Below are 26,988 nucleotides of genomic sequence, written 5' to 3' on the forward strand. Positions count from 1 at the left end.
AGTACCTCCGTTGGTTAAACCAACAGGGGATTCCATCTTCCTTTTAATAAGGCAGGGTATGAGAAATAAATCATCCCTGCCTTATTTTATGTTTGAACTTGATTTCGCAATAAGAATCATTTATGATGAAATAAAACAAAGAGGTCTGCTTATGTGGAGGAATATATGATCAGAATGGTTAGAATTGAAGAAATAACGAAGAACGTAAAAGAAATGTGCATAGAAGCCAATCATAAGCTGTCAGGTGATATGGAAAGAGTATTCTTTCATGCGGTGGATGCAGAAACCTCTCCTCTTGGCAGACAGGTGCTTTGCCAACTGAAGGATAACTTAAAAATTGCGGCTGAGGATATGATCCCTATCTGCCAGGATACTGGAATGGCAGTGATTTTTATAAAAATTGGACAGGATGTACATATAGAAGGCGGAAATCTTACGGATGCAATCAATCAGGGAGTAAGAGAAGGATATGTGGAAGGATATTTAAGAAAATCTGTAGTGGAGCCTGTGGAACGGGTGAATACAAAGGATAATACCCCTGCAGTCATTCATTATGAAGTAGTTAGCGGAGATAAGATTGATATTACAGTAGCTCCCAAGGGATTTGGGAGTGAAAACATGAGCCGTATTTTTATGCTAAAGCCAGCGGATGGATTGGAAGGGATTAAGGATTCCATATTATCTGCCGTGAAGGAAGCCGGTCCAAATGCATGTCCTCCAATGGTGGTTGGAGTAGGGATTGGCGGTACCTTTGAAAAATGTGCCCAGCTGGCAAAACAGGCGTTGACCAGGGACATTGAAAAACGGTCCCTGATACCATATGTAAAGGAACTGGAATCAGAGATGCTTGATAAGATCAATCAGCTTGGAATCGGACCGGGAGGTCTTGGCGGAAGGATTACTGCCCTGGCTGTGAACATTGAAACTTATCCCACCCACATAGCCGGACTGCCTGTGGCAGTGAATATCTGCTGTCATGTAAACAGACATGCACACAGGGTCATATAATGATTGAAGCTAAGAATGGAGGAATCATGGATCATCACATAAAAGTACCCATCAGCAGGGAAGATGCCAAAAATCTGAAGGCAGGAGACTATGTTTACCTGACAGGAACTATTTATACTGCCCGGGATGCCGCTCATAAAAGAATGAAGGAAACTTTGGACCAAAAGGAAGCTCTCCCCTTTGATATAGAAGGAAATATGATCTATTATATGGGGCCATCCCCAGCCAGGGAAGGACGTCCCATCGGTTCGGCAGGGCCAACTACGGCCAGCCGTATGGATCAGTACACACCACTTCTTCTTGATATGGGAATGAGGGGAATGATCGGAAAAGGAAAAAGGAGCAAAGAGGTCATTGAATCCATCATAAAAAACCAGTCTGTTTACTTTGCAGCGGTGGGGGGAGCCGGAGCCCTTCTTTCCAAATGCATCCTTGCCTCTGAAATAATCGCTTATGAAGATTTGGGAACAGAGGCCATAAGACGTCTGGAAATAAAAGATTTTCCGGCGGTAGTTGTCATAGACAGCAAAGGAAACAATTTATATGAAACAGCCATAGAAAGATACAGGGAGGATTAAAAGCAAATATGAATCGTATCTTTTATATGGTAATCAGAAACTTTTTTCGAGTCCCTATATGGTTTTACCGAATATGGCGAATGGGACTTCCAAATGATACCCACACCGATGGCCAGCGTTATGATTATCTCCGTAACGTTGTGAAAACAGTAAACAGAACAGGACGCATTAAGGTAGAAGTCCAGGGAGTTGATAATCTGCCTTCTGAAAATGGATTTATCCTGTTCCCCAATCATCAGGGATTGTTTGATGTACTGGCTCTTATGGATGCCTGTCCCAATCCTTTTGGGGTGGTAGTAAAAAAAGAAGCTGCAAAACTCATTTTAGTGAAACAGGTAATCAAAGCTTTGAATGGCTTCTCCATTGATCGCCAGGACATTAAGGCCTCCATGGAAATTATAGTCAGAATGGCAGAAAATGTAAAACTGGGTAAGAATTATGTAATCTTCCCAGAGGGGACCCGCAGCCGTGAAGGAAATAAACTGTTGGCTTTTAAGGGAGGAACCTTTAAAAGCGCAGTAAATGCCAAATGTCCTATTGTGCCGGTGGCTTTGATTGACTGTTTTAAGCCATTTGATGAGAACTCTTCTAAAAAACAAACCGTCCAGGTCTGCTTCTTAAAACCGATTTATGCAGAGGAATATAAGAACATGAAAACTCTCCAGATTGCCGAGCTGGTACATGACAATATACAGGAAAAAATAAATCAAATAATAGGTTGACAAGTCGAAATATATCTTGTATAATTGTCAATGCGTCTGGAAAAGATTTTTCTTGAAAGACCAATCATATGGAAATTATGAACTACGGAGAAATACTCAAGAGGCCGAAGAGGCGCCCCTGCTAAGGGTGTAGGTCGGGCAACCGGCGCGAGGGTTCAAATCCCTCTTTCTCCGCTCATTTCCAAATGATTATTTTTTACTTCTGGGCAGTGAAAAAAGTAGTTGACAAGGAAATAAAGATGTGCTACTATATACCAGCTGTCGAAAAACAGTAAAAAATAAAATAAAAAAAGTGTTGACAGAACAGAAACGCTGTGATAGAATAAACGAGTTGCTGTTAAGAAAGAACAACACAAAGCACCTTGAAAACAGAAGATTGAACAGTATGTAAAACCCTGAAAATTCTAATAAAACAAGCCATGTTTGATGGCTTTGAATGAGAAAATTTCAGAACGAATACAAGTAATTGTATACGAACCAAACAACAAGTAAAACGGGAAATAAATTAGCTAGTTAGTTGATTTTGACCGTGGATTGAACTGGATGGCTAGTCCGGGCGGTAGGCTCATGAAGCTTTGCTTCATTCGCTACCATTTGCTTCGCAAATGTTCATAGATTTGCAAAAAAGTCCTTATGAAAGCAAGCTTTCAACAGACTTTTCTACCAATCTCTGACCGCTTTTAAAGACTATCTGCTTAAATTTGAGAGTTCGATCCTGGCTCAGGATGAACGCTGGCGGCGTGCTTAACACATGCAAGTCGAGCGAAGCACTTTTAAGGAAGTTTTCGGATGGAATTAAAAGTGACTGAGCGGCGGACGGGTGAGTAACGCGTGGGTAACCTGCCTCATACAGGGGGATAACAGTTGGAAACGGCTGCTAATACCGCATAAGCGCACAGTGCTGCATGGCACAGTGTGAAAAACTCCGGTGGTATGAGATGGACCCGCGTCTGATTAGGTAGTTGGTGAGGTAACGGCCCACCAAGCCGACGATCAGTAGCCGACCTGAGAGGGTGACCGGCCACATTGGGACTGAGACACGGCCCAAACTCCTACGGGAGGCAGCAGTGGGGAATATTGGACAATGGGGGAAACCCTGATCCAGCGACGCCGCGTGAGTGAAGAAGTATTTCGGTATGTAAAGCTCTATCAGCAGGGAAGAAAATGACGGTACCTGACTAAGAAGCCCCGGCTAACTACGTGCCAGCAGCCGCGGTAATACGTAGGGGGCAAGCGTTATCCGGATTTACTGGGTGTAAAGGGAGCGTAGACGGCACTGCAAGTCTGGAGTGAAAGCCCGGGGCTCAACCCCGGGACTGCTTTGGAAACTGTGGTGCTGGAGTGCAGGAGAGGTAAGTGGAATTCCTAGTGTAGCGGTGAAATGCGTAGATATTAGGAGGAACACCAGTGGCGAAGGCGGCTTACTGGACTGTAACTGACGTTGAGGCTCGAAAGCGTGGGGAGCAAACAGGATTAGATACCCTGGTAGTCCACGCCGTAAACGATGAATACTAGGTGTTGGGGAGCAAAGCTCTTCGGTGCCGCCGCTAACGCAATAAGTATTCCACCTGGGGAGTACGTTCGCAAGAATGAAACTCAAAGGAATTGACGGGGACCCGCACAAGCGGTGGAGCATGTGGTTTAATTCGAAGCAACGCGAAGAACCTTACCAAGTCTTGACATCGGAATGACCGGTCCGTAACGGGGCCTTCCCTTCGGGGCATTCCAGACAGGTGGTGCATGGTTGTCGTCAGCTCGTGTCGTGAGATGTTGGGTTAAGTCCCGCAACGAGCGCAACCCTTATCCTTAGTAGCCAGCAGTTCGGCTGGGCACTCTGGGGAGACTGCCAGGGATAACCTGGAGGAAGGTGGGGATGACGTCAAATCATCATGCCCCTTATGATTTGGGCTACACACGTGCTACAATGGCGTAAACAAAGGGAAGCAAAGGAGCGATCTGGAGCAAACCCCAAAAATAACGTCTCAGTTCGGATTGTAGTCTGCAACTCGACTACATGAAGCTGGAATCGCTAGTAATCGCGGATCAGAATGCCGCGGTGAATACGTTCCCGGGTCTTGTACACACCGCCCGTCACACCATGGGAGTTGGTAACGCCCGAAGTCAGTGACCCAACCGTAAGGAGGGAGCTGCCGAAGGCGGGACTGATAACTGGGGTGAAGTCGTAACAAGGTAGCCGTATCGGAAGGTGCGGCTGGATCACCTCCTTTCTAAGGAAGAAGAAGTAAGGGTTTTAGATACTGTTGAGTCTTTGGTTTTCAAAGGAAGTAAAAAGAATAAAGAAACACCAAGAGAACCGTAATGTGGAACCTCGCGAATAATTCGCTCGGTCGCGGCTGCGCCGCTTATACAATGAATCAAAAAACTGCTTATGAAAGCAAGCTTTCAACACAGTTTTCCGCTTAATTGTGCACGCATTACTAGTGAGACACGAAATTTCTGGTGCCGATGCGCTTAGGGGAGACACCCGTTCCCATCCCGAACACGATGGTTAAGACTTAAGCGGCCGATGGTACTATGCTGGAGACGGCATGGGAGAGCAGGTGGGTGCCAGATTACATAAAAAAAATCACTCGAAGGAGTGTTTTATATAGAACGGACACGTTCCAATGGGCGGAGGGAAAAGCGAAGCCTGTGTTAAAGAATGTGTTAACCTGATTCAGCAGGGCAGTGCTGTTTTATATAGCTGGTTTTTACCAGTGATTCGTGAGTTTGAGTTGATCGAGCTTTCGAATGACTGATAAACTTCAGTCATAGCGGTACGGTTACGAAGGAGCACTTCGAAAAGCGAAGACTTCTGATTGCATCGCGCATGTACCTTGAAAACCACATATTGAAATATATCTAGATTAGTTTTTATATGTTAAAGTATAAAAACAAAATCAAGACATCCGAGGTGTTACATCTAACGATGTAACCAAACAAAACTCGTTAAAGTAACCGTAACGTACGGTGAAATAACAAACCTAAGACCAGAGATACAACGCTATGTATCTTAGATTAGTAACCCGCACCCGCAGGTGAACATCGAATTGGTTAAGCTAATAAGAGCGCAGGGTGGATGCCTTGGCACTAAGAGCCGATGAAAGACGTGATAAGCTGCGAAAAGCTTCGGGGAGGAGCAAATATCCTTTGATCCGGAGATGTCTGAATGGGGAAACCCAGCTGAGCAAACCTCAGCTGTCGTATGGTGAATCCATAGCCATACGTCGGGAACCCGGGGAACTGAAACATCTAAGTACCCGGAGGAAAAGAAAGAAAACTCGATTTCCAAAGTAGCGGCGAGCGAAATGGAAGGAGCCTAAACCAGTATGCGTGCATACTGGGGTTATGGACTGCAAGAAGTGAGACGATTTGTTACCAGAACGGTCCTGGAAAGACCGGCCATAGAAAGTGAAAGCCTTGTATGGGAAAGCAATAGTCAGCGAGCAGGATCCAAAGTACCACGAGACACGAGAAACCTTGTGGGAATTCGGGGGGACCACCCCCCAAGGCTAAATACTACTTAGTGACCGATAGCGCATAGTACTGTGAAGGAAAGGTGAAAAGGACCCCGGGAGGGGAGTGAAAGAGAACCTGAAACCCTGTGTTTACAAGCTGTGGAACCACATTTTAAGTGGAACCGCGTACTTTTTGTAGAACGGTCCGGCGAGTTACCGTTACTGGCAAGGTTAAGCACTGAAGGTGCGGAGCCGAAGGGAAACCAAGTCTTAATAGGGCGAATGAGTCAGTAAAGGTAGACCCGAAACCGGGTGATCTACCCATGTCCAGGTTGAAGTTTCCGTAAAAGGAAATGGAGGACCGAACGCACATCCGTTGAAAAGGGTGGCGATGAGGTGTGGGTAGGGGAGAAATTCCAATCGAACCCGGAGATAGCTGGTTCTCCTCGAAATAGCTTTAGGGCTAGCCTCGTATTAGTCTGCCGGAGGTAGAGCACTGAATTTCCTAGGGGGCGTCAAAGCTTACCAAAGAATATCAAACTCCGAATGCCGGTCAGATGATGTACGGGAGTCAGACTGCACGAGATAAGTTGGGCAGTCAAAAGGGAAAGAGCCCAGACCACCAGCTAAGGTCCCAAAGTGCGTGTTAAGTGGAAAAGGATGTGGGATTTCAGAGACAACTAGGATGTTGGCTTAGAAGCAGCCACACATTCAAAGAGTGCGTAATAGCTCACTAGTCGAGAGGTCCTGCGCCGAAAATGTCCGGGGCTAAAACACGACACCGAAGCTGTGGAATGTATGTAAATACATTGGTAGAGGAGCATTCTTAACGCACAGAAGCATTACCGTAAGGAGATGTGGAGTGTTAAGAAGAGAGAATGCCGGAATGAGTAGCGAGATGGAGGTGAGAATCCTCCAGGCCGAATATCTAAGGTTTCCAGAGTAAAGCTGATCTGCTCTGGGTAAGTCGGGGCCTAAGGCGAGGTCGAAAGACGTAGTCGATGGACAACAGGTTGAAATTCCTGTACCGCATATCATCAGAACTGTGGGGACACAGAACCGAGGAAGAACCCGGGAATGAAAAGACCGGGGCAAGCATTTTACTGGCCAGAATGGAAAATCCATCTGGCAACAGGAAGGTGTGACGCGTACCGAACACAAGTAGGGAAGTCTTCGTAGGGGCTGTCAAGAAAAGCCGCTATTGTGTGATATGTGCCCGTACCGTAAACCGACACAGGTGGATGAGGAGAGAATCCTAAGGCCGGCGGGAGAAGCATTGTTAAGGAACTCGGCAAAATGACCCCGTAACTTCGGGATAAGGGGTGCCTGAGAAATCAGGCCGCAGAGAATAGGCTCAAGCAACTGTTTAGCAAAAACACAGGTCTATGCAAAACCGAAAGGTGAGGTATATGGGCTGACGCCTGCCCGGTGCTGGAAGGTTACGAGGAGGGGTTAGCGGAAACGCGAAGCTCTGAATTTAAGCCCCAGTAAACGGCGGCCGTAACTATAACGGTCCTAAGGTAGCGAAATTCCTTGTCGGGTAAGTTCCGACCCGCACGAAAGGCGTAATGATTTGAGCGCTGTCTCGACAATGCACCCGGTGAAATTGAAGTACCAGTGAAGATGCTGGTTACCTGCGCCAGGACGGAAAGACCCCATGGAGCTTTACTCCAGCTTGATACTGGGATTCGGTACTGCATGTACAGGATAGGTGGGAGGCATAGAAGCAAGGACGCCAGTCTTTGTGGAGCCGATGTTGGGATACCACCCTTGCGGTATTGGGTTTCTAACCTGCAGCCATGACCTGGCTGGGGGACAATGTCAGGCGGGGAGTTTGACTGGGGCGGTCGCCTCCGAAAGGGTATCGGAGGCGCTCAAAGGTTCCCTCAGAATGGACGGAAACCATTCGAAGAGTGCAAAGGCATAAGGGAGCTTGACTGCGACACCGACGGGTGGAGCAGGTAGGAAACTAGGACTTAGTGATCCGGTGGTATAAAGTGGGATTGCCATCGCTCAACGGATAAAAGCTACCCTGGGGATAACAGGCTTATCACTCCCAAGAGTTCACATCGACGGAGTGGTTTGGCACCTCGATGTCGGCTCATCGCATCCTGGGGCTGTAGTAGGTCCCAAGGGTTGGGCTGTTCGCCCATTAAAGCGGTACGCGAGCTGGGTTCAGAACGTCGTGAGACAGTTCGGTCCCTATCCGGCGTGGGCGTAGGATATTTGAGAGGAGCTGTCCTTAGTACGAGAGGACCGGGATGGACTGACCTCTGGTGTATCTGTTGGTGATCAACACCATGGCAGAGTAGCCAAGTCGGGAAGGGATAAACGCTGAAGGCATCTAAGCGTGAAGCCCCCCTCAAGATGAGATATCCCATCGCAAGAGTAAGACCCCTTGAAGACGACGAGGTAGATAGGGCAGAGGTGGAAGCATGGCAACATGTGGAGCTGACTGTCACTAATAGGTCGAGGGCTTAACCAGGTTGGTTTAGGTAAGAGGAAAGAACGGATGAAAACAGATATGTAGCAATGTGTGGTTTTGAGGGTATATGTAAACCTTCATAAGGTTTGGCCCGGTGGCTCAGCTGGTTAGAGCGCCGCCCTGTCACGGCGGAGGTCGTGGGTTCGAATCCCATCCGGGTCGTTTTACAACTGAATTTTGTATATGGGATCTTAGCTCAGCTGGGAGAGCATCTGCCTTACAAGCAGAGGGTCATAGGTTCGAGCCCTATAGGTCCCATTCAGTATGCAAAGCAACACGCATGAGAAGAATCGTGCCGATGTGGCTCAATTGGCAGAGCAGCTGATTTGTAATCAGCAGGTTATCGGTTCGAGTCCGATCATCGGCTTGCATCACTTTAATAAAATATGGATGGGTTCCCGAGTGGCCAAAGGGGGCAGACTGTAAATCTGTTGCGACACGCTTCGATGGTTCGAATCCATCTCCATCCATTTAGTGATTAAAATCTTAATCACTGCATATAATATAATTAAATAACGCGGGGTGGAGCAGTCTGGAAGCTCGTCGGGCTCATAACCCGAAGGTCGCAGGTTCAAATCCTGCCCCCGCAATTTTTTTTGAGTAATTTTAGGAAAACGTGTACGAATGAAAGTGCATAAGCCCAGATAGCTCAGTTGGTAGAGCAGAGGACTGAAAATCCTCGTGTCGCTGGTTCGATTCCGGCTTTGGGCATATGGGATACTAGCTCAGGTGGTAGAGCACTTGACTTTTAATCAAGTTGTCCGGGGTTCGAGTCCCCGGTGTCTCAGGACAAGCCTTGAAACAGAGATGTTTCAGGGCTTTTTGCTTTATGGAAATTTTTATGATGCAAAGATTTATGGAATACAGAGTTACTCATGGTAAATCGGGTCATTCATCAAATTCCACAATTACATAATACCCACGGTCATTGTGCTTTATCTCTTTAACAACTCCATGATCGGATTTAATACGATCTCTCCCCATATAGCAGCCGGACATGGCGACCGCAGGATCAATAATGTAACTGTAGCTGCTGGTTCCTTCCCGTTCTATGATCTGAACCTGGTCCCCGGCTTTAACCAGACCAGGACGTTCCATTTTAAATTCGATTAATCTCATGATACCATCTCCTTATTCTTTCCGAAATTATATTATAGCGCTATGAGAAAAAATTGTAAAGAGTGGATAAAGATGCTATACTAAATGTGTCAATCTAAAAAAAAGAATGCAAAAATACTAGGAGATGGGCCTGCAGTTTATAAAAAGGAAAGGCGGTTCATACTATGAATGATGCACCTAATTTGTTAAAGAAATTAAAGGAATATGGGAAATCAGATTTTTATCCATTTCATATGCCTGGACATAAAAGGCAGAGTGAAGGATTTTTTGCAGTTGATTTTCCAAATCCTTTTTCCATAGATATTACGGAGATAGACGGTTTTGATAATTTACACCATCCGGAAGGGATTTTAAAGGAGTCTATGGAATGGGCTTCTGGGATTTATGGGAGCAGCAGGACCTATTATCTTATCAATGGCAGCAGCAGCGGGATACTAAGTGCAATAAGCGGGACCGTATCAAGAGGCGGAACCATTCTTATGAGCAGGAACTGCCATAAGTCTGCGTTTCATGGAGTTTTCCTCAATCAATTAAAAACAGAATACATTTATCCACAAATCATACCACAATTCGGAATCCAAGGTGGATTAAATCCGAAAAAAATTGAAGAGATGTTGATGAACCATGGTGAGATTGAAGCGGTTTTTGTGGTATCACCAACCTATGATGGAATTGTGTCTGATATAAAAACTATTGCAGAGATCGTTCATAGGTTTCACCTGCCTCTTATTGTGGATGAAGCTCACGGAGCACACTTTCCCTTTGGAAGAGAAGGAGAGTTTCCGGTTTCTGCCTTAGAGCTTGGAGCAGATGTAGTGATTCAAAGTCTTCATAAGACCCTTCCATCCTTTACTCAGACAGCTGTTATGCATGTCAGGGAAGGATATGTGGATATGGGAAGATTGGACCGCTATGTGCATATGTATCAGACCAGCAGCCCTTCCTACGTGTTAATGGCGGGCATTGAGGGCTGTATACGCTATATGATTGGGGAAGGGCTGGAACAGATGAAACTCTTTTCCAGTAAAATAGAAAAGGTCCGAAAGGTTTTGTCTGGTTTGAAGCATCTTAAGCTTCTTACGGATCGGGAGAAGGGGCTGTATGGCGTTTATGACATAGACCACTCTAAAATCATTATTTCTACAAGGGGCACGGGAAAATCGGGAACCTGGCTGGATGACAGGCTGAGAACAGAATATCATCTGGAAATGGAAATGTGCGGTCCTGACTATGTGACTGCCATAACGACTCTGGCCGATACTCAGGAAGGCCTTGAGCGGTTGTGCAATGCCCTTCTTCATATTGATTCCGGGCTTTCCATAGAGGAAAGCGGTAAAGCTGAAACCGGTTTTAGCCAGGAGCTTGAGATATCGCCGGCATGCCGGATGACCATTGCCCAGGCGATGGATGAACCCAGGCACAGGATTGCAATTTCCAACGGAGAGGGAATGGTATCGGCGGAATTTGTTTACGTGTACCCGCCTGGAATTCCAATTGTTGTACCGGGGGAAGTTTTAAATAAGGAATCCATTGATCTGGTCATGAAATATAAGGAATTGGGTCTTGCGGTACAGGGGATGGAGGATGAGGAATCCAGAGAGCTTTATGTAGTTAATGAAGCGGGGCAGACTGGGGAGTAAAATGAATGACAAGATATAAGATGTGAGATATAAAATGATGTAGAAAATGATATAAAAGTAAGATAAAAAATGAGATAGAAAGTAAGATATAAGCGGAAATAAAAAGTAAGATAAAAGATGAGATAAAAAGTATGATAAAAGACGAGATAAAGGAAGGATAAAAGATGAGATAAAAGGAAGATAAAAAACGAGATAAAAGGAAGATAAAAGATGAGATAAAAGGTAAGATAAAAGACGGAATTAAAAAATAATGAAAGGCAACATAGAGGATAAAAATCACAATAAGATAATAGACAAAATATAAGATTAGAATAGTGAAACATAAGATAAAAAAGATAGAATAATAGATGGAGCAGAAAATATGGGCAAAATATTCTATGTAATGGGAAAGAGTGCTTCCGGAAAGGATACGATTTATAAAAGATTATTAAAGAGGCTTCCTCAATTAAAAAAGGTGGTTTTATATACCACCAGACCCATCCGGGATGGGGAGAGGGATGGGGAGGAATATTATTTCACCACCACAGAGAAACTGGAGGAATTCAGAAAAGAAAACAGGCTTATAGAGGAGAGGACGTATGAAACAATTTATGGACCGTGGAGTTACTTTACTGTTGATGACGGTCAGATTGACTTGGAAGGGGAAAATGGATATTTAATGATCGGAACCCTGGAATCTTTTGAAAAGACAAGGTCTTATTTTGGAAAGGACAGGCTGTTTCCTCTTTATGTAGAAGTTGATGATGGAGACCGGCTATTAAGAGCCATCAAACGGGAACGGGGACAGAAGGTACCAAAATATAAGGAGCTTTGCAGAAGGTTTCTGGCGGATGAAGAAGATTTTAGAGATGAGAATCTCCTACGATGCGGAATCCATAGGCGCTTCTGCAATCAGGAGCTGGAAGCCTGCCTGGATGAGATCGTTCATGCTGTGACAGAGGAGATCTAAATGGTTAAAATAAGCATGAAGGAGAATTGGGATTCCAAGTCTCTTTCATGCTTATTTTAACGTTGACTTCTATTTTGCTGCAAGGCGTTTGGCTTTTGCTTCCATTCGAGTTCTTGTTACATCGATAAATACGGCAGCAATTATTACAAGACCGATAACTACGTACTGTACGGAACTTGAAGTATTTAAGAGCGTTAAACCATTTCGTATGGTAGAAATCATCAGGGCACCGATCAGAGTTCCCCAGATGGTTCCTTTTCCTCCCATAAAGGAGGCTCCTCCAATAATGCATGCTGCAATGGCATCCGTATCATATGGTGAAATTGCGGCGGAAGGATTGGCGACTGCGGAGCGTCCTACAATCACCAGACCTGCAATGGCGCACATAAATCCAGATAAACTGTAAACAAATATCAGTATATTATCGGAATTGATGCCGGAAAGACGGGCAGCTTCCGGGTTGCCGCCTACGCAGTAAATCATTCTTCCAAGAGCGGTTTTATTTAAGAAGAAATGATAGACCACATAGATCAGTATCAAAATAAGAAAGCATAACGGGATCCCGGAAAATCCGCCGGATACTTTAAATAAGTTGCTGGAGCCTAAAAATGTTACCGCAGCCGGAAAGTCAGAGATTGTTTTTGTTGAAACCACCAGCAGTGCCAGGCCGCAAAGTACATTTTTCATACCCAGGGTCGAAACGAATGGATGGGGAAGGTGCATTTTGGTGAGCAATATGCCATTTAAAAAGCCCACGAAAACACCGGTTATGATACAGACCAGGATCAATACCAATGAGTTAGTAATGCCGAATGAAGTTTTCAGCATACCCATCATACATGCACACAGAATTGCATTGGCGCCCACGGATAAATCGATGCCTGCTGTTATCAGCACAACCAGCATGGCTGCGGAAATCAGCCCGTTAACAGCGGTTTGCCTTAGGATATTCATCATATTATTAAGCGTAAAAAATTTATCTGTTGCCAAAGATAAAACAATGAATAAAAGAACCAAGGCCAGCAAAGGAGCCACCTTTCCTAAAATATCTTTCATCTTCTTCTTTTTCATCAAATTTTACCTCCCCAAGCAGCTTTCATGATTATTTCCTGATTCAGTACATCTGTTTTTTTCGAAAGTTCTCCCATGACTCTTCCTTCCCTCATGATGATCACCCGGTCACTCATACCTATGATCTCCGGTAATTCGGAAGAAATCATGATAACACATTTTCCGGCAAGGACCAGACGGTTCATAATATTGTATACTTCGACTTTAGCGCCTACGTCAATTCCTCTGGTAGGTTCGTCAAATATATAGATATCAGCGTCGGTATTGATCCATTTTCCGATGACCACTTTTTGCTGGTTGCCGCCTGATAACTGTCCCACTACCTCATCAGCAGTAGGAGTTTTTATTTTTAAGTCGCTGATGGCTTCTTCCGCCAGTTGATCAATCTGTTTCTCATCAAAGAACAGGCCTTTTACACAGCTTCTCATATTGCTTAAGATCAGGTTCGTGCGGACGGATTGAGAAAGAACCAGTCCCTGACCTTTGCGGTCTTCTGTTAAAAATGCCATCCCGCACTGTATGCCGTCTTTTGGTGATTTTATGGCTGCTTTTTTCCCATTTACGTAAATATCCCCACTGTCAAAGGGGTCAGCGCCGAACACAGCCCGGAATGTTTCGGTTCTGCCGGCGCCTACTAAGCCTGCGAAACCAAGAATTTCCCCATGGTTTGCATGAAAGCTCACATCCCTTAAAACACCTGCAGAGTTTAAATGCTCCACCCGGAGTGCCTCCGTACCGGTCTTGGATTCAACTTTTGGGTATTGATTATCCAACGTTCTGCCTACCATGGCTGCGATCAGGGAATCATTATCCAATTCAACCGTATTTTTTGTTAAGATGTGCTCACCGTCTCTCATGACTGTTACACGGTCGCATAACTCGAATAGCTCCTCCAGCTTATGGGATACAAACAAAATTGCAATGCCTTTTTCCTTTAAGGAGCGGACTGTTTTCATTAACTGTTCCACTTCCTTTTCCCCAAGGCTGGAGGTAGGTTCATCCATGATGATGAGTTTTGCATCGATCAGGACTGCTTTTGCAATTTCCACCATCTGCTGGATACCCATGCCATAGGAACCGCATTCCTTTTTTACATCAATGTCCTGACCCAGAGAAAGCATAACTTCATGGGCGATCTCATGCATCTTAGCGTATTCTAAAAATGGACTGCCTTTCTTTTTTAAGGCTTTGTTAATAAAAATATTGTCTGTGACAGATAGAAGCTTTACAATGTTTAATTCCTGATATACACAGGCGATTCCGGCAGCGGCAGCATCATTAGGATTCTTAAATGAAACTTTGTTACCCTCGATGTTAATGGTGCCTTCCTCCGGAATATGTACACCGGTCAGTACCTTGATCAGGGTTGATTTTCCTGCACCATTTTCACCAATCAGTCCGTGGATCTCGCCAGGCCTGATCTGCAAGGACATGTTCCGCATTGCTACTACGCCAGGGAAGCGTTTTGTCACACCTTTCAGCTCAATCAAATAATTACTCATAATGCCGCCAAACCTTTCCTTATGTGCTCAAGTGGATTATTTTAAGTAGCCTTTCAGTTTTTCTAAATATGTCTCTGCATTATCTGCTGTAATGACTTCACATCCCGTATCTACAAAGGTTTCAACGGTTTCTCCTTTTATAGCCTGAAGGGCTGTTTCAACGGCCTTATAGCCCATGGTATAAGCCGCCTGTGCGCAGGTAGCGGTTATGTTGCCGTCAATGATATTCTGAACACCGCTTTGATTGCCGTCGAAACCAACGATGACAACATCCTTTAAACCAAGCTGTTTCACGGCATTGGACGCGCCTGCAGCCGTGTCATCATTGTGGCAGCATACGATCTGAATGTCCCCGTTCTGTGCGGTTATGATATTTTCCATTACATTTGCTGCCGTATCCGGATTGGACTGGGCATACTGTACGGAAACAATTTCCACTCCGTTTTCTTCCAGAGCCTTGGTATATCCTGCCTGCCGGGCATCACTGGTGGCGTTGCCTTCAACACCTCCGATAATAACGGCTTTTGCACCTTTTCCTGCTTTTTTAGCGGCAAATAACCCGCCTTGGTAAGCTGCATTGTCGTTACCGGTTCCTACAAAAGAGACTTTTCCTGCTATCTCCGCATCCGTGTCTACGGTTATAATGGGAATATTCACATCTCCGATTACGCTTGCCACGGAATCAGACTGCAGGGGAGAGATGACAAATGCATCGACTCCGCCGGAAAGCATGGTTTCGATCATATTGTTCTGTTCATCATAGGCTGTTTCAGAAGCCGGACCCTGAAGATCAACCTTAACCCCCAGATCCTTTGATGCTGCCTGTACACCTGCCGCAACATAACCCCAGTACTCACTGGACAGCGTTTTTAAAATAACACCTACGGTAATATCTTCAGAAGAAGCTTTTTCTGTAGCAACGGACTCTGTAACGGTCTTTTGGCCCCCGCAGCCAGTCATGGAAGCCAGCATGGCGGATGCTAACAGCATGGATACAATTTTTCTTTTCATTTTTTTAATCTCCCTTCTAACGTTCTATCATTTTGATAGTTTCAATGAATGCTATGTGTTTGTTATTTTAACAGTGAAAGGGGGATGAAACAATGGTATATTTTGTGCAATATGGGGGTAGATTTTTGGAAAATGGGGTAAGAATTAGAAAAAAGCCTTATTAATCAGGGCAATAAGACTTTTTTATGGTTAAAATATACAAGAAATGCCGAAATATGGGTTAATCCATAGTTATGGTTCCATTGTGAAAGGTAACATTCTTTCCTTCCATGGTGTAAGCTTCCGCTATCTGGTTCGTTATGATAATCACAGCGATTCCTGACTTTAAAACTTCTTTCAGCAGGTTGATGGTAATCTGGCGCATTTGAAAATCTACGGATGAAAAAGGTTTTATGCATACCAGGACCTTTGGACGGACAAAGATCCAGCGGTAATATAATAGTTTTAACTTGCATTCATCACTGACCGTATATGTTTTTTTCATCAATTCCTCTTCTGTGAATATCCCCTCCATCAGATGCCAGGTCATCTTTCGGTATTTTTTTCTCAAAAAGTATTTTTTCTTGTTACGCTGGATCATAAAAGTCATGTAATCCAGAACGGTCATATCAGCAAAGAGCATTTCTTCCATAGGCCTTGCTTCCACGAAGGCGATGCCATCCCCTATGGATTGGTGTACGGATTGGAAGGAATATTCCCTTCCGTTTAATAAAATTCTTCCAGCTTCAAATCCGCATTCTCCCTGCAGGATCGGAAGGATATTTCTGCATTTTGTAGAATCTAAGTCCAAAATGTTTAAAACGTCTCCTGCATTTAAGGATAAATTTAATAGGGGAAGGTCAGGCAGCTTTACATCCCGGAACTCTAAAACTGTTTTTTTATCAATCTGTTTTAGTGCCAGGTTATTTTTTTTTAGGGTATTTTTTTTGGTTTTTTCAAACAGCTCCATATAAGTCTGAAATTTGGAAAAATCCTCCTGATTCATATGACCAACAGTCCTGCCGTTTTTGATGATCGTGATTTCATCTGCATATTCGTATAATTTAGTGGAGCTGTTTACAACGTAGAGAAAAGTCATACCCCTGGCTTTTAATTTTTTTACCAGGATAAAGAAATTTTTGAGCTGCTCTTCCGTCATGATCATCTCCATATCCGTTATGACGGCCAGATGGCATCCGGAAACATAAGCTCGTATTAATTCTGCCTGTTTCTGCATGCCGGGATCCAGCAGGTGTGCTTTATCAAGGAGGGGTATGGGACTATCCAAATCATCAAGAAGACCGGGAGCTTGCCTGCAGAGAGGATTAACCAGCTTCCAGAAGGGGACCCTGCCGCTGGCCACGAAAATGTTTTCAGCTACGCTTAGGGCGGAAAAAATTCCTTTGTTGCGGCCTATAAATGCAGTCTGTCTCAGCATTAGCTCCTGCATTTTGGGAGTTATTATTTTCTTACCTTTATAATAAGTCCAGCCGTAGCCTGGTTTTAAATTTCCCCGCAAAAGCTCCAGAAAATATTCTTTTTCAATGGAGTTGTTTACGATGACACAGCTGATTTCTCCCTCAAATGCCCGAAAATGGAGTCCATTAAAACAGGTCTGGCCATCCATGGTACAATGGATATTTTCATAGCGGATCAATTCTGTTTTCATGATTTTCTCCCTTCTTCCGGCTCAAACATATAAGGAAGTATGAGACGTACTTCGGTTCCGATTCTGGGAGTACTGAGAATATGGAGGCCATATTCGTCTCCCATGAGAAGGCGGATTCTTGAATTCACATTTATTAGGGCGATTCCTCCCTTTCCTCCTTCATTGGCAGAACCATCCCCGGCATCGATCCGGGAAAGCTTTTCATTAAGGCTTTCAAGCCTTGCTTCTTCAATGCCGATCCCGTTATCAATCACGGAAAGGTAAAGGATGGTATCGCTGTGTTCAATGTCGATGATAACCGTTCCCCCTGAAACCTTGGGTTCTAATCCATGTTTAATGGCATTTTCCACGATTGGCTGAAGGGTGAGCTTTGGGATTCTGGTTTTTAATATTTCATCATCATCCCGGGGAAGCTGAATCTTTAATTCCAGCTTGTCATCAAAGCGGTATTTCTGAATTAGAAAATAATTTTCTACATTGGCCAATTCTTCCTGAAGGGTGCTCAGCCTCTCCATTTTAGACGTTGTATAGCGGAAGAACACGGCAAGGGCTTCTGTGATCTTCCCGATTTCCGGGACTCCAGCCATAAGTGCATCGGAACGTATGGATTCCAGTACATTATAGAGAAAATGAGGATTGATTTGATTTTGAAGAGCCAGATATCTGGCTTGCTGCTTGGCATTTTCCATCATCTTATCCTTGTCCAGGATGGTATCCATTTTTAAAAGCAGGGCATCTGTATCCGGGGAGATTCCCTCCAGGCTTTTGAATATTTCTGTGAAAATGATCCCATCGTTAAAAAGCTCTATTTTTTTTCTCATGGTCCCCAGGGGTTCTAAAATCCTGAATCTTCCAATCACCAGCAGCAGGAGAAAGGATAGGAGCATAATCCAAACCATGATTCCATAAAGAATGGATTCCGTCAGTTCCGGCTTCAGAAGAATCAGAATAAACAGAATCAGGGCCAGACAGCTCCATGAGACCATGGCCCTGATCCAGATCAGTATTCGTTTTTTCAACCATTGCTTTTTCAAAGGCTATCCTCCCTGTTTCAGCGTTCCAGAAACATCTTGCGGTATTCATTCGGAGAGACGCCCAGCGTTTTTTTAAACTGCTTGGTAAAGAATTTGATATCGCTGTAACCAACCATCTCCGCTATTTCACTCACATTCCGTTCCTTTTCTACCAGAAGTTTTTTGGCAGTCTCAATTCTTACCATTTGGATATATTCCGTGAGTGTTTTTCCTGTCTCTTTTTTAAATAGATAGGAAAAATAGGAATAGCTGAATCCTGCATTTTTAGCCAGTTCTTCCAGCTTTATATCAATGCCCTTGTTTTTTTCTATATAATGCTTGGCATAGGCTACCGGTTTTATTTCTCTGCTTTTTAAATGGTTCAGAACTTCAAATAAGGTTTTGATAAGCGTTTCCTCCAGGAGTTCAAACGCCTGGTCAAGGCTGATGCAGTGTTCATACATTTCGGAAAAATAAACCGCTTTTCCGCTTTTGTCCAGTGTGGTATCAAGCAGTTCGAACCAATCCATATAATTACGGGCCATGTGAAGCAGCTCCGTCTTAACATCAAGGCCGGAGATATTTTTTGTTTCATGCATGATCCGTTTGGCTTCTTTTAAACTTTTTTTAATTTCTTCCGGTTCAAAGGATTCCGGCCTGTTTTCTAACAGATTTGAAATCTTTGAAGATAAGATGTGATTTTTTTCTGATTTTGCAGCAGGTGCATTTAATTCTGAAACCATATTGGTGTCCGTAAGAAGCCGGTTGTACATGGCGATCCGGCTGTACTGTATCTGCCGGATCAGTTCCTCGTCCGAATCCACCGGCTCTGTGATGATTGCTGTAAAATATATCTTTGGAAATAAGTCCTGAAGTCCCATGACTCGGTCCCTCACATGGTTTAAGGCTTTTATTAGCTCTTCCTTGTCAGGAGATTCATGGCACAGCAGTAAAAAGATACCTTCATATGAGGACTCAATGGTCAATTCTCCTTCTTCAGAAGCAAATTCCACCTGCAGGATCTCAATGGTTTTATCAATTAACAGCTGATAGGCATCTTTCGTAAAATCCTTATATTCAATATCCGGTTTCACTACCAGACACCGGCCGCCCTGGTCAATTACCTGGGAGGTATTGATTTTTCGGACTTCTTTTAATACGGTCTCAGGCCTTTCTTCCGGTTTTTGCTCCAGCACTATTTTTAAAAATACCCGTTTAAACTCGCCGGAATAGTCTCTTACGGTTTTCTCTAAGTGCCTCCGGGCTTCCTGGCTGCTTTTCTGTTCCATGGTTTCATTAACAAGCTTCTTTAGCGTGCGGGTTAAATCATCCTGATTAATGGGCTTTAACAGATAATCCCGTACTCCGTACCGGATCCCCTGCTGTGCGTATTGAAAATCCTTATAGCCGCTTATGATAATGCACTTAAGGGAGGCATTCTGTTTTTTGGCCTCTTCGATCAGCTGAAGACCATCCATGCCCGGCATTCGGATATCCGTAAGCAAAACGTCAGGTTTCTTTTCCTGAATCAGCTGAAAGGCAGATATGCCGTCGTAAGCAACACCCAGAAGCTTAGCCCCTATTTCATCCCAGTCGATCAAATATTCCAAAAGCCTGCATATTTTTTTTTCGTCGTCTGCAATTATTATTCCTAAAATTAAAATCATCCCCTATTGTTTTAATTCCGATACAAAATATACCTTCTCAATTCAGTATACTTCACCGGGTCCATAATCTCAACTCAAAAAGTTTCATGTATTGCAAATTATTGACAGAAAATGTGCAGAATAAAGAGAAATGATAAAGGTTTGCCAATACTTCTTTCTTGTGGTGATAAACGTTCTATGCTATAATTAGTTAAATTCGTTTTTCTGTCTTTACAGACAGGGGAAACGGATCAGACAACAGCGACAGGGGGTGTCTCTATGCCAGGCTTTAAAGATATCATCGGTCATGAGAGAATCAAGGAACATTTGCAAAAGGCCATTGAATCAAACCATGTTTCCCATGCTTACATTCTTTCGGGTGAAGCAGGGATGGGGCGTAAGTCCCTTGCCAATGCATTTGCAATGACCCTGCTCTGTGAAAAGGGTAAAAGTGAGCCGTGTATGCAGTGCCATGCCTGTAAGCAGGTTATGAGCGGAAACCATCCGGATCTGGTTTTTCTGACCCATGAGAAACCGGGCAGCATCGGTGTCGACGATGTCAGAGAGCAGATCCATGACACCATCATGATACGCCCTTACAGCAGTTACTATAAGATCTATATTGTGGATGAAGCGGAGAAGATGACGGTCCAGGCACAGAATGCTCTGTTAAAGACCATAGAGGAACCGCCGTCCTATGCGGTCATCATGCTGCTTACCACCAATCAGGAAGCATTTCTGCCTACCATTCTTTCCCGATGTGTGCAGTTGACGCTGAAGCCTTTGCAGGATTCCGTGGTGAAAACCTATTTATCTGGATCTTTGGGAATAGGAGAAAGCAAGGCAGAGGTTTATGCGGCGTTTGCCAGAGGGAATCTGGGAAGGGCGATTCATTTGGCTTCCTCTGAGGAATTTCAGTTGATGTATACAGAATTGATTCATATGCTGAAGCACATAAAGGATATGGATATTATTGAGCTGCTTTATTACATTAAAAAGATGAAGGACGAGAATTTTGATATTTACGACTGTCTTGATTTTATGCAGCTGTGGTACCGGGATGTTTTAATGTTTAAAGTGACTCAGGATATCAATCTTCTGATTTTCAGGGAAGAATATAATACAATGAAAGAGTTGAGCGCTGCCAGCGCTTATGACGGCATTGAGATGATATTAAAGGCCATTGACAAGGCCAGGATCCGTCTGGATGCCAATGTGAATATGGAGTTGGCAATGGAGCTCATGCTGCTTGTTATGAAGGAGAATTAATTGATGATAAAAGTAATAGGCGTTCGTTTCCGCAATGCAGGAAAAATATATTACTTTGACCCCATGAATCTGGAGGTACGGACCGGGGATCATGTAATTGTGGAGACTGCACGGGGAATTGAATATGGTTACGTTGTCCTGGGATGCCGGGAAGTGGAAGACGATAAGGTGATTCAGCCTTTAAAGCCGGTAATCCGTATGGCTACCAAGGGCGATGATGAGGTAGAAAAGAAGAACCACGAAAAGGAAAAGGAAGCATTTAAGATCTGCAAGGAGAAGATCAGAAAGCACGGTCTCCAGATGAAGCTGATTGATGCGGAATATACCTTTGATAATAATAAGGTATTGTTTTATTTTACTGCGGATGGAAGAATTGATTTCAGGGAGCTTGTAAAGGACCTGGCCTCTGTTTTTAAAACCAGGATCGAGCTTCGCCAGGTGGGAGTCCGGGATGAGACCAAGATCGTTGGGGGAATCGGCATCTGCGGCAGAACCTTATGCTGCCATTCTTACCTTTCTGAATTTATACCTGTGTCCATTAAGATGGCAAAGGAGCAGAACCTTTCTTTAAATCCCACGAAAATATCCGGGGTTTGCGGAAGGCTGATGTGCTGCTTGAAGAATGAAGAGGAAACTTATGAGGAGCTTAACAGCAAGCTTCCCAATGTAGGCGATTTTGTAACAACAGATGACGGACTGAAAGGAGAGGTTCATTCCGTAAGCGTATTAAGGCAGCTGGTGAAGGTGGTCGTCACCATTAAGGATGAAAAGGAAATCCGGGAATACAAGGTGGAACAGCTGAAATTCAAACCAAGGCGCCGCCGGGAAAAGACCCAGGTGACTGATGCCGAGTTAAAGGCATTGGAGGCCCTTGAAAAAAGAGAAGGAAAGTCCAAGTTAGATGACAATTGATTTAAAAGAAAATGAACGAATTGATGATCTGCAGAGAAATGGTTATAAGATCATCCAGAACCGGGATGGGTTCTGCTTTGGCATGGATGCGGTCCTGCTTTCCGGATTTGCCCTGGTAAAACCTGGGGAAAAAGCAGTGGATTTAGGGACAGGCACTGGAATCATTCCCCTTCTTTTGGAGGCCAAAAATCAGGGGATTCATTATACCGGACTGGAGATTCAGGAGGCAATGGCGGAAATGGCCAGAAGGAGTGTTGCCTTAAACCATCTGGAAGAGAAAATCACCATTGTGACAGGAGACATAAAGGAAGCCAGCCGTTTATTTGGCGCGGCTTCCTTTGACGTGGTAACTTCAAATCCTCCTTATATGAATGATTCCCATGGCCTTAAAAATCCGGATCTGCCAAAAGCGATTGCAAGGCATGAGGTGTTATGTTCTCTTTCTGATGTGACAAGAGAGGCAGCGAGGCTTCTGCGCCCGGGAGGGCGGTTTTACATGGTGCACCGGCCTCACCGTCTGGTTGAGATCATAACGGCTTTAAAAGACTGCCGGCTGGAGCCAAAGCGGATGAAGATGGTTCATCCCTTTGCGGACAAGGAGGCGAACATGGTTTTAATAGAAGCGGTTCGGGGAGGAAGATCCATGATCAAGGTGGAGGCCCCAGTGATTGTATATAAAGAACCAGGTGTGTATACGGATGAAATTTATACCATTTATGGGTATTGATTTTTTTCGTGAGCAGTGAGCCGAAGGAATCCCTTTATGCCCTAAGGATTAGGGCATTCTGGAGGAAAACGACTGGGAGCAGGAAAATTGGAAGAGATCAAGGGAAAATTATTTTTGTGCGCTACACCCATAGGAAATCTTGATGATATTACCTTAAGGGTATTAAATACGTTAAAGGAAGTGGATTTAATCGCGGCGGAGGATACCCGTCACAGCATTAAGCTTTTAAACCATTTTGAGATTAAAACGCCCATGACCAGCTATCATGAGCATAATAAGGTGGAAAAAGCCAGATATCTGGTGGAGCAGATGAAGCAGGGAGTCCGGATCGCTCTGATCACAGATGCAGGAACGCCGGGCATCTCGGACCCTGGAGAGGAGCTGGTAAGGCAGTGTTATGAGGCAGGGATTGAGCTGACTTCTCTTCCCGGTCCGGCGGCCTGTATCACAGCTCTGACCCTCTCTGGCCTGGGTACCAGGCGTTTTTGCTTTGAAGCTTTTTTGCCTACGGATAAGAAGGAAAAGCAGTGGATCCTGGAGGAGCTTAAGGAAGAGACAAAGACCATGATCATTTATGAAGCACCCCACCGGCTTGTCAAGACCTTAAAAGAACTTTATGAAGTCTTGGGGGACCGGAGGATCACCATTTGCAGGGAGCTTACGAAACGGTTTGAAACGGCATTTCGGACAACCTTTTCTAATGCATTAAAGGCCTATGAGGAGGAAGATCCGAAAGGAGAATGTGTCATCGTTATAGAAGGTAAAAGCATCAGGGACAGGATTGAGGAAAAGGTTATGGCTTCCCGGGAGATGTCCCTGGAGGAACATATGGAACTTTATGTAAATCAAGGCCTGGACCGGAAGGAAGCCATGCGCATGGTGGCAAAGGACAGGGGAATCAGTAAAAGAGAGGTTTACCAGTACTTGATAAAAAATGAATCATAAAATTTTTCTTGACAATCAGCGCATCTTTTTATAGAATTACTTTGATATTCAAAATATTGAAAAATAAAACAATCCAACGCGGCATGGATCCTGCAGGACGTAAAAAAGAAATGCGGGGGCATGAATGGGGGAATTTATGACAACAAGAATAATAGGAACAGGCTCTGCTGTCCCTGAGCAAGTGGTAACCAATGAGGATCTGGCAAGGCTTGTGGATACCAGCGATGAGTGGATAAGGACCAGGACCGGAATAAAGGAGAGACGGATCGCATCGGCGGAATCAGGAACCTCTGATCTGGCCATCCAGGCAGCGAAAGAGGCCCTGAATCATGCCGGTGTGTCGGCAGAAGAACTGGATATTATCATTTTAGCCACATCTTCTGCGGATTGCTGCTTCCCCAGCGGTGCCTGTGAGGTGCAGGCAGCGATCGGTGCCCTTCATGCAGCAGCCTTTGATATAAGTGCGGCTTGCTCCGGATTTGTTTATGCTTTAAATACGGTCCATGGATTTTTTAAGGCAGGAATCTATCAGACCGGGCTGGTGATCGGAGCGGATACCTTAAGTAAGCTCATTGACTGGAATGACAGAAGCACCTGTGTCCTGTTTGGTGACGGGGCCGGAGCGGCTGTGGTACGGGCGGAAGAAAAGGGAATCCTTCACACCGTCATGGGAGCGGACGGTACCAGGGGAAAGGTCCTGGAATGCGGAGGGCGGACTACGGGCAATTTTCTCACGGGAAAGAAGCCGGAGCTTGGATATATGACTATGGACGGTCAGGAAGTGTTTAAATTTGCAGCAAAGACGGTTCCGGAATCCATCAAACGGGTCGTGGAAGAGAGCGGGACCGCCATGGAAGAAATTAAATATTTTATCTTGCATCAGGCAAATTACCGGATTTTTGAATCCATCGCAAAGCGGTTGAAGATCCCTATGGAGAAGTTTCCCACCAATTTGGACCGGTATGGGAATACATCGGGAGCAACCATACCCATACTATTGGATGAGATGAACCGGGAAGGAAAATTTCAGCGGGGAGATAAGATCGTACTTGCTGGCTTTGGAGCAGGATTGACCTGGGGAGCCACTCTTTTGGAGTGGTAATGATTTTGACTAATACTTTGAATTTCAAAGTAATAGCATAAAAATGAATAGAAAAGATAATGAAAGAGGAGATTGAATGATGTTAGAGAAAATGCAGGAAATTATAGCGGAACAGTTAAACGTGGAGGCAGGTACAATCACTGCTCAATCGTCCTTCAAAGAGGACTTAGGAGCAGATTCTTTGGATTTATTTGAGCTGGTTATGGCTCTTGAGGATGAGTACTCCGTGGAGATTCCTTCTGAGGATTTGGAGAAACTGACTACCGTACAGCAGGTTATGGACTATTTAAAAGCAAAGGGCGTGGAAGCGTAATGAAAACCAGAATTACCGAACTATTGGGAGTGGAACATCCGATTATCCAGGGAGGCATGGCCTGGGTGGCTGAGCATCACCTGGCGGCGGCTGTATCGGAAGCCGGTGGCTTAGGGCTGATCGGCGGGGCAAATGCTCCAGGCGAGGTGGTACGGGCGGAAATCCGTAAGGCAAAGGAACTGACGGGAAAACCCATAGGCGTCAATGTCATGCTGTTAAGCCCTCATGCAGAGGATGTGGCAAAGGTGGTCGTGGAAGAAGGCATTAAGGTAGTGACTACCGGAGCCGGAAACCCGGAAAGGTTTATGGATATGTGGAAAGCAGCAGGCATCAAGGTGATTCCCGTGGTGGCTTCCGTAGCTCTGGCAAAGAGGATGGAAAAGTACGGCGCAGACGCAGTGGTGGCGGAAGGCTGTGAATCAGGCGGACATATCGGCGAGCAGACGACCATGACATTAGTACCTCAGATCGTGGATGCGGTTTCCATACCTGTGATCGCCGCCGGCGGCATTGGTGACGGAAGGGGAATGGCTGCGGCATTCATGCTGGGGGCTGAGGCGGTTCAGATCGGAACCAGGTTTGTGGTTGCCAAGGAGTCCATTGTCCACGACAATTACAAGCAGCGGATCATTAAGGCAAAGGATATTGATTCTGCAGTAACCGGACGCAGCCACGGCCATCCGGTCAGGTCTTTAAGAAACCAGATGACCAGAGAGTATGCCAGACTGGAACAGGAAGGCAAGTCCTTTGAGGAGCTGGAGTATATGACCCTTGGAACCTTGAGAAAGGCTGTCCAGGAGGGGGATATTACAAACGGTACCGTAATGGCCGGACAGATTGCAGGTATGATCAGCAGGGAACAGACCTGCAGGGAAATGATTGATGAAATGATGGAGCAGGCAGAGAGATTGCTTTGCCGGTAAAGAGGAGTTTATGATTATGAGCAAGATTGCATTTATTTTCCCAGGCCAGGGTGCGCAGTACTGCGGTATGGGCCAGGATTTTTATGAGCAGACAAGGATTGGAAAAGAAACGTATGATATGGCTTCGGACTTACTTGGTTTTTCCCTACCGGAACTTTGCTTTGAAAAGAATGACCGGCTGGATATTACGGAATATACCCAGGCAGCCATGGTGACCACCAGCATTGCCATGATGCGGGTACTGGAGGCTGAAAAAGGCATCCGGCCCCAGGTGTCTGCCGGCTTAAGCCTGGGAGAATACTGTGCGCTTGCGGCTTCAGGAGTTATGAGTGACAGGGATGCCATTCGTACCGTAAGACAGAGGGGGATCCTCATGCAGGAAGCGGTACCTGCAGGAATCGGAGCCATGGCAGCTGTTCTGGCGCTGGATGCCTGTAAGATCGAAGAAGTCCTAAGCAGTATGGAGGGAGTTCAGATCGCCAATTACAACTGCCCTGGGCAGATTGTCATATCTGGGAAAAAAGAGGCTGTGGAAGCGGCAAATGAAAAGCTTTTGGCAGCAGGCGCAAAACGGGTGCTGATGTTAAATGTAAGCGGACCTTTCCATTCCTCCATGCTCACCGGAGCAGGGGAAAGACTGGGAGAGGTGCTTAAGGGAGTGGAAATACAAACCCCTCAGATCCCCTACGTAGCCAATGTGACTGCCCGGTATGTAAGGGACAGGGAAATGGTAAAGCCTTTACTGAAAGAGCAGGTGTATTCTTCCGTGCGCTGGCAGCAAAGCGTGGAAACCATGGTGGCAGACGGGGTGGATACCTTTGTGGAAATCGGACCGGGCAAGACCCTGGCCGGATTTATTAAGAAGATAACGAAGGACGCAAGAGTCTTTAATATAGAGAAACTGGAAGACATGGAGGCATATTTTTCTTAATGAAAGAAAGCGTAAG

The 26,988-nt window shown here is 45.0% G+C and carries 20 protein-coding genes, 8 tRNA genes and 3 rRNA genes; 24 read left to right on the forward strand and 7 right to left on the reverse strand.

Translation table 11 applies throughout. The features are described from left to right. The first annotated feature begins 165 nt into the window (after positions 1–165). The 14 genes from CLOSA_RS00070 (at position 166) to CLOSA_RS00135 (ending at position 9,038) form a co-directional block, all read left to right on the forward strand. Entirely contained in the window at positions 166–1,008 is an 843-nt protein-coding gene (locus CLOSA_RS00070; RefSeq protein ID WP_013270757.1) for a fumarate hydratase, read from the forward strand. A gap of 26 nt (positions 1,009–1,034) precedes the next feature. Continuing rightward, positions 1,035–1,586 carry a Fe-S-containing hydro-lyase gene (locus tag CLOSA_RS00075; RefSeq protein ID WP_041708357.1) on the forward strand — a complete coding sequence of 184 codons (552 nt, stop codon included), beginning with the start codon at positions 1,035–1,037 and terminating at the stop codon, positions 1,584–1,586. 8 nt (positions 1,587–1,594) lie between these two features. After that, positions 1,595–2,308, forward strand: coding sequence for a lysophospholipid acyltransferase family protein (locus CLOSA_RS00080; protein WP_013270759.1), 714 nt, complete (start codon positions 1,595–1,597; stop codon positions 2,306–2,308). 86 nt (positions 2,309–2,394) lie between these two features. Then, positions 2,395–2,482, forward strand: a tRNA-Ser gene (locus CLOSA_RS00085). Between the two features lie 523 nt (positions 2,483–3,005). Further along, a 16S ribosomal RNA gene (locus CLOSA_RS00090) occupies positions 3,006–4,536 on the forward strand. 228 nt (positions 4,537–4,764) lie between these two features. Continuing rightward, positions 4,765–4,882, forward strand: a 5S ribosomal RNA gene (gene rrf, locus CLOSA_RS00095). Positions 4,883–5,360: 478 nt separating this feature from the next. Then, positions 5,361–8,251, forward strand: a 23S ribosomal RNA gene (locus tag CLOSA_RS00100). Together the 16S, 23S and 5S rRNA genes with 7 tRNA genes alongside form the textbook arrangement of a ribosomal RNA operon. 88 nt (positions 8,252–8,339) lie before the next feature. After that, positions 8,340–8,413 (forward strand) — tRNA-Asp (locus CLOSA_RS00105). A 23-nt stretch (positions 8,414–8,436) separates the two neighbouring features. Continuing rightward, positions 8,437–8,509, forward strand: a tRNA-Val gene (locus CLOSA_RS00110). Positions 8,510–8,545: 36 nt separating this feature from the next. Next, positions 8,546–8,618 (forward strand) — tRNA-Thr (locus tag CLOSA_RS00115). A gap of 21 nt (positions 8,619–8,639) precedes the next feature. After that, positions 8,640–8,721: transfer RNA gene (locus CLOSA_RS00120), tRNA-Tyr, on the forward strand. Positions 8,722–8,767: 46 nt separating this feature from the next. Beyond that, a tRNA-Met gene (locus CLOSA_RS00125) sits at positions 8,768–8,841 on the forward strand. A gap of 48 nt (positions 8,842–8,889) precedes the next feature. Next, positions 8,890–8,962, forward strand: a tRNA-Phe gene (locus CLOSA_RS00130). Positions 8,963–8,965: 3 nt separating this feature from the next. Continuing rightward, positions 8,966–9,038 (forward strand) — tRNA-Lys (locus CLOSA_RS00135). Positions 9,039–9,139: 101 nt separating this feature from the next. Here CLOSA_RS00135 and CLOSA_RS00140 read toward each other — a convergent pair. Beyond that, on the reverse strand, positions 9,140–9,370 hold the full coding sequence (locus tag CLOSA_RS00140; protein WP_013270760.1) for a hypothetical protein: 231 nt from the start codon (positions 9,368–9,370) through the stop codon (positions 9,140–9,142). 164 nt (positions 9,371–9,534) lie between these two features. On the opposite strand from CLOSA_RS00140, the gene CLOSA_RS00145 reads away from it, so the two are divergent. Continuing rightward, positions 9,535–11,010 (forward strand): aminotransferase class I/II-fold pyridoxal phosphate-dependent enzyme, encoded by a 1,476-nt coding sequence (locus tag CLOSA_RS00145; RefSeq protein ID WP_013270761.1) that lies wholly within the window; start codon positions 9,535–9,537, stop codon positions 11,008–11,010. Between the two features lie 361 nt (positions 11,011–11,371). After that, positions 11,372–11,959 carry a guanylate kinase gene (locus tag CLOSA_RS00150; protein ID WP_013270762.1) on the forward strand — a complete coding sequence of 196 codons (588 nt, stop codon included), beginning with the start codon at positions 11,372–11,374 and terminating at the stop codon, positions 11,957–11,959. A gap of 69 nt (positions 11,960–12,028) precedes the next feature. Here CLOSA_RS00150 and CLOSA_RS00155 read toward each other — a convergent pair whose 3' ends face one another. The 6 genes from CLOSA_RS00155 to CLOSA_RS00180 all read right to left on the reverse strand — a co-directional run bounded on the left by CLOSA_RS00155 (position 12,029) and on the right by CLOSA_RS00180 (position 19,871). After that, a complete protein-coding gene (locus CLOSA_RS00155) occupies positions 12,029–13,030 on the reverse strand; it encodes an ABC transporter permease (protein WP_013270763.1) in 1,002 nt (333 codons plus the stop codon). After that, positions 13,030–14,532: a sugar ABC transporter ATP-binding protein gene (locus tag CLOSA_RS00160; protein ID WP_013270764.1), complete on the reverse strand. Its 1,503-nt coding sequence runs from the start codon at positions 14,530–14,532 to the stop codon at positions 13,030–13,032. Before CLOSA_RS00160 ends, CLOSA_RS00155 begins: the two co-directional genes overlap by 1 nt. A 36-nt stretch (positions 14,533–14,568) precedes the next feature. Then, positions 14,569–15,543 (reverse strand): sugar ABC transporter substrate-binding protein, encoded by a 975-nt coding sequence (locus tag CLOSA_RS00165; RefSeq protein ID WP_013270765.1) that lies wholly within the window; start codon positions 15,541–15,543, stop codon positions 14,569–14,571. Between the two features lie 220 nt (positions 15,544–15,763). Continuing rightward, positions 15,764–17,191, reverse strand: a complete 1,428-nt coding sequence (locus CLOSA_RS00170; RefSeq protein ID WP_013270766.1) for a sugar ABC transporter ATPase-like protein — start codon at positions 17,189–17,191, stop codon at positions 15,764–15,766. Beyond that, a complete protein-coding gene (locus CLOSA_RS00175; RefSeq protein WP_013270767.1) occupies positions 17,188–18,225 on the reverse strand; it encodes a sensor histidine kinase in 1,038 nt (345 codons plus the stop codon). Before CLOSA_RS00175 ends, CLOSA_RS00170 begins: the two co-directional genes overlap by 4 nt. A gap of 17 nt (positions 18,226–18,242) precedes the next feature. Continuing rightward, complete coding sequence (locus tag CLOSA_RS00180; RefSeq protein ID WP_013270768.1) at positions 18,243–19,871, reverse strand: response regulator transcription factor; 1,629 nt, start codon at positions 19,869–19,871, stop codon at positions 18,243–18,245. A 258-nt stretch (positions 19,872–20,129) separates the two neighbouring features. Here CLOSA_RS00180 and holB point away from each other — a divergent pair, with 258 nt between their 5' ends. From holB to fabD, 8 genes are all read left to right on the forward strand, one after another. After that, entirely contained in the window at positions 20,130–21,119 is a 990-nt protein-coding gene (holB, locus tag CLOSA_RS00185; protein ID WP_013270769.1) for a DNA polymerase III subunit delta', read from the forward strand. 3 nt (positions 21,120–21,122) lie between these two features. Beyond that, the gene (locus tag CLOSA_RS00190) at positions 21,123–22,031 is read left to right on the forward strand and encodes a PSP1 domain-containing protein (RefSeq protein WP_013270770.1); all 909 of its coding nucleotides are present in this window, start codon (positions 21,123–21,125) and stop codon (positions 22,029–22,031) included. Next, entirely contained in the window at positions 22,021–22,758 is a 738-nt protein-coding gene (locus CLOSA_RS00195; protein ID WP_013270771.1) for a tRNA1(Val) (adenine(37)-N6)-methyltransferase, read from the forward strand. The genes CLOSA_RS00190 and CLOSA_RS00195 overlap by 11 nt, the downstream gene beginning before the upstream one ends. A 96-nt stretch (positions 22,759–22,854) precedes the next feature. Continuing rightward, entirely contained in the window at positions 22,855–23,703 is an 849-nt protein-coding gene (rsmI, locus tag CLOSA_RS00200; protein ID WP_041708745.1) for a 16S rRNA (cytidine(1402)-2'-O)-methyltransferase, read from the forward strand. A 136-nt stretch (positions 23,704–23,839) separates the two neighbouring features. Continuing rightward, complete coding sequence (locus tag CLOSA_RS00205) at positions 23,840–24,805, forward strand: beta-ketoacyl-ACP synthase III (RefSeq protein WP_041708747.1); 966 nt, start codon at positions 23,840–23,842, stop codon at positions 24,803–24,805. 79 nt (positions 24,806–24,884) lie between these two features. Next, a complete protein-coding gene (acpP, locus tag CLOSA_RS00210; RefSeq protein WP_041708361.1) occupies positions 24,885–25,118 on the forward strand; it encodes an acyl carrier protein in 234 nt (77 codons plus the stop codon). Next, a complete protein-coding gene (fabK, locus tag CLOSA_RS00215) occupies positions 25,118–26,041 on the forward strand; it encodes an enoyl-[acyl-carrier-protein] reductase FabK (RefSeq protein WP_013270775.1) in 924 nt (307 codons plus the stop codon). The genes acpP and fabK overlap by 1 nt, the downstream gene beginning before the upstream one ends. Before the next feature lie 16 nt (positions 26,042–26,057). Further along, on the forward strand, positions 26,058–26,972 hold the full coding sequence (gene fabD / locus CLOSA_RS00220; RefSeq protein ID WP_013270776.1) for an ACP S-malonyltransferase: 915 nt from the start codon (positions 26,058–26,060) through the stop codon (positions 26,970–26,972). Positions 26,973–26,988 lie beyond the last annotated feature (16 nt).

It is taken from the genome of [Clostridium] saccharolyticum WM1 (genome assembly GCF_000144625.1).
GTDB lineage: Bacteria > Bacillota > Clostridia > Lachnospirales > Lachnospiraceae > Lacrimispora > Lacrimispora saccharolytica.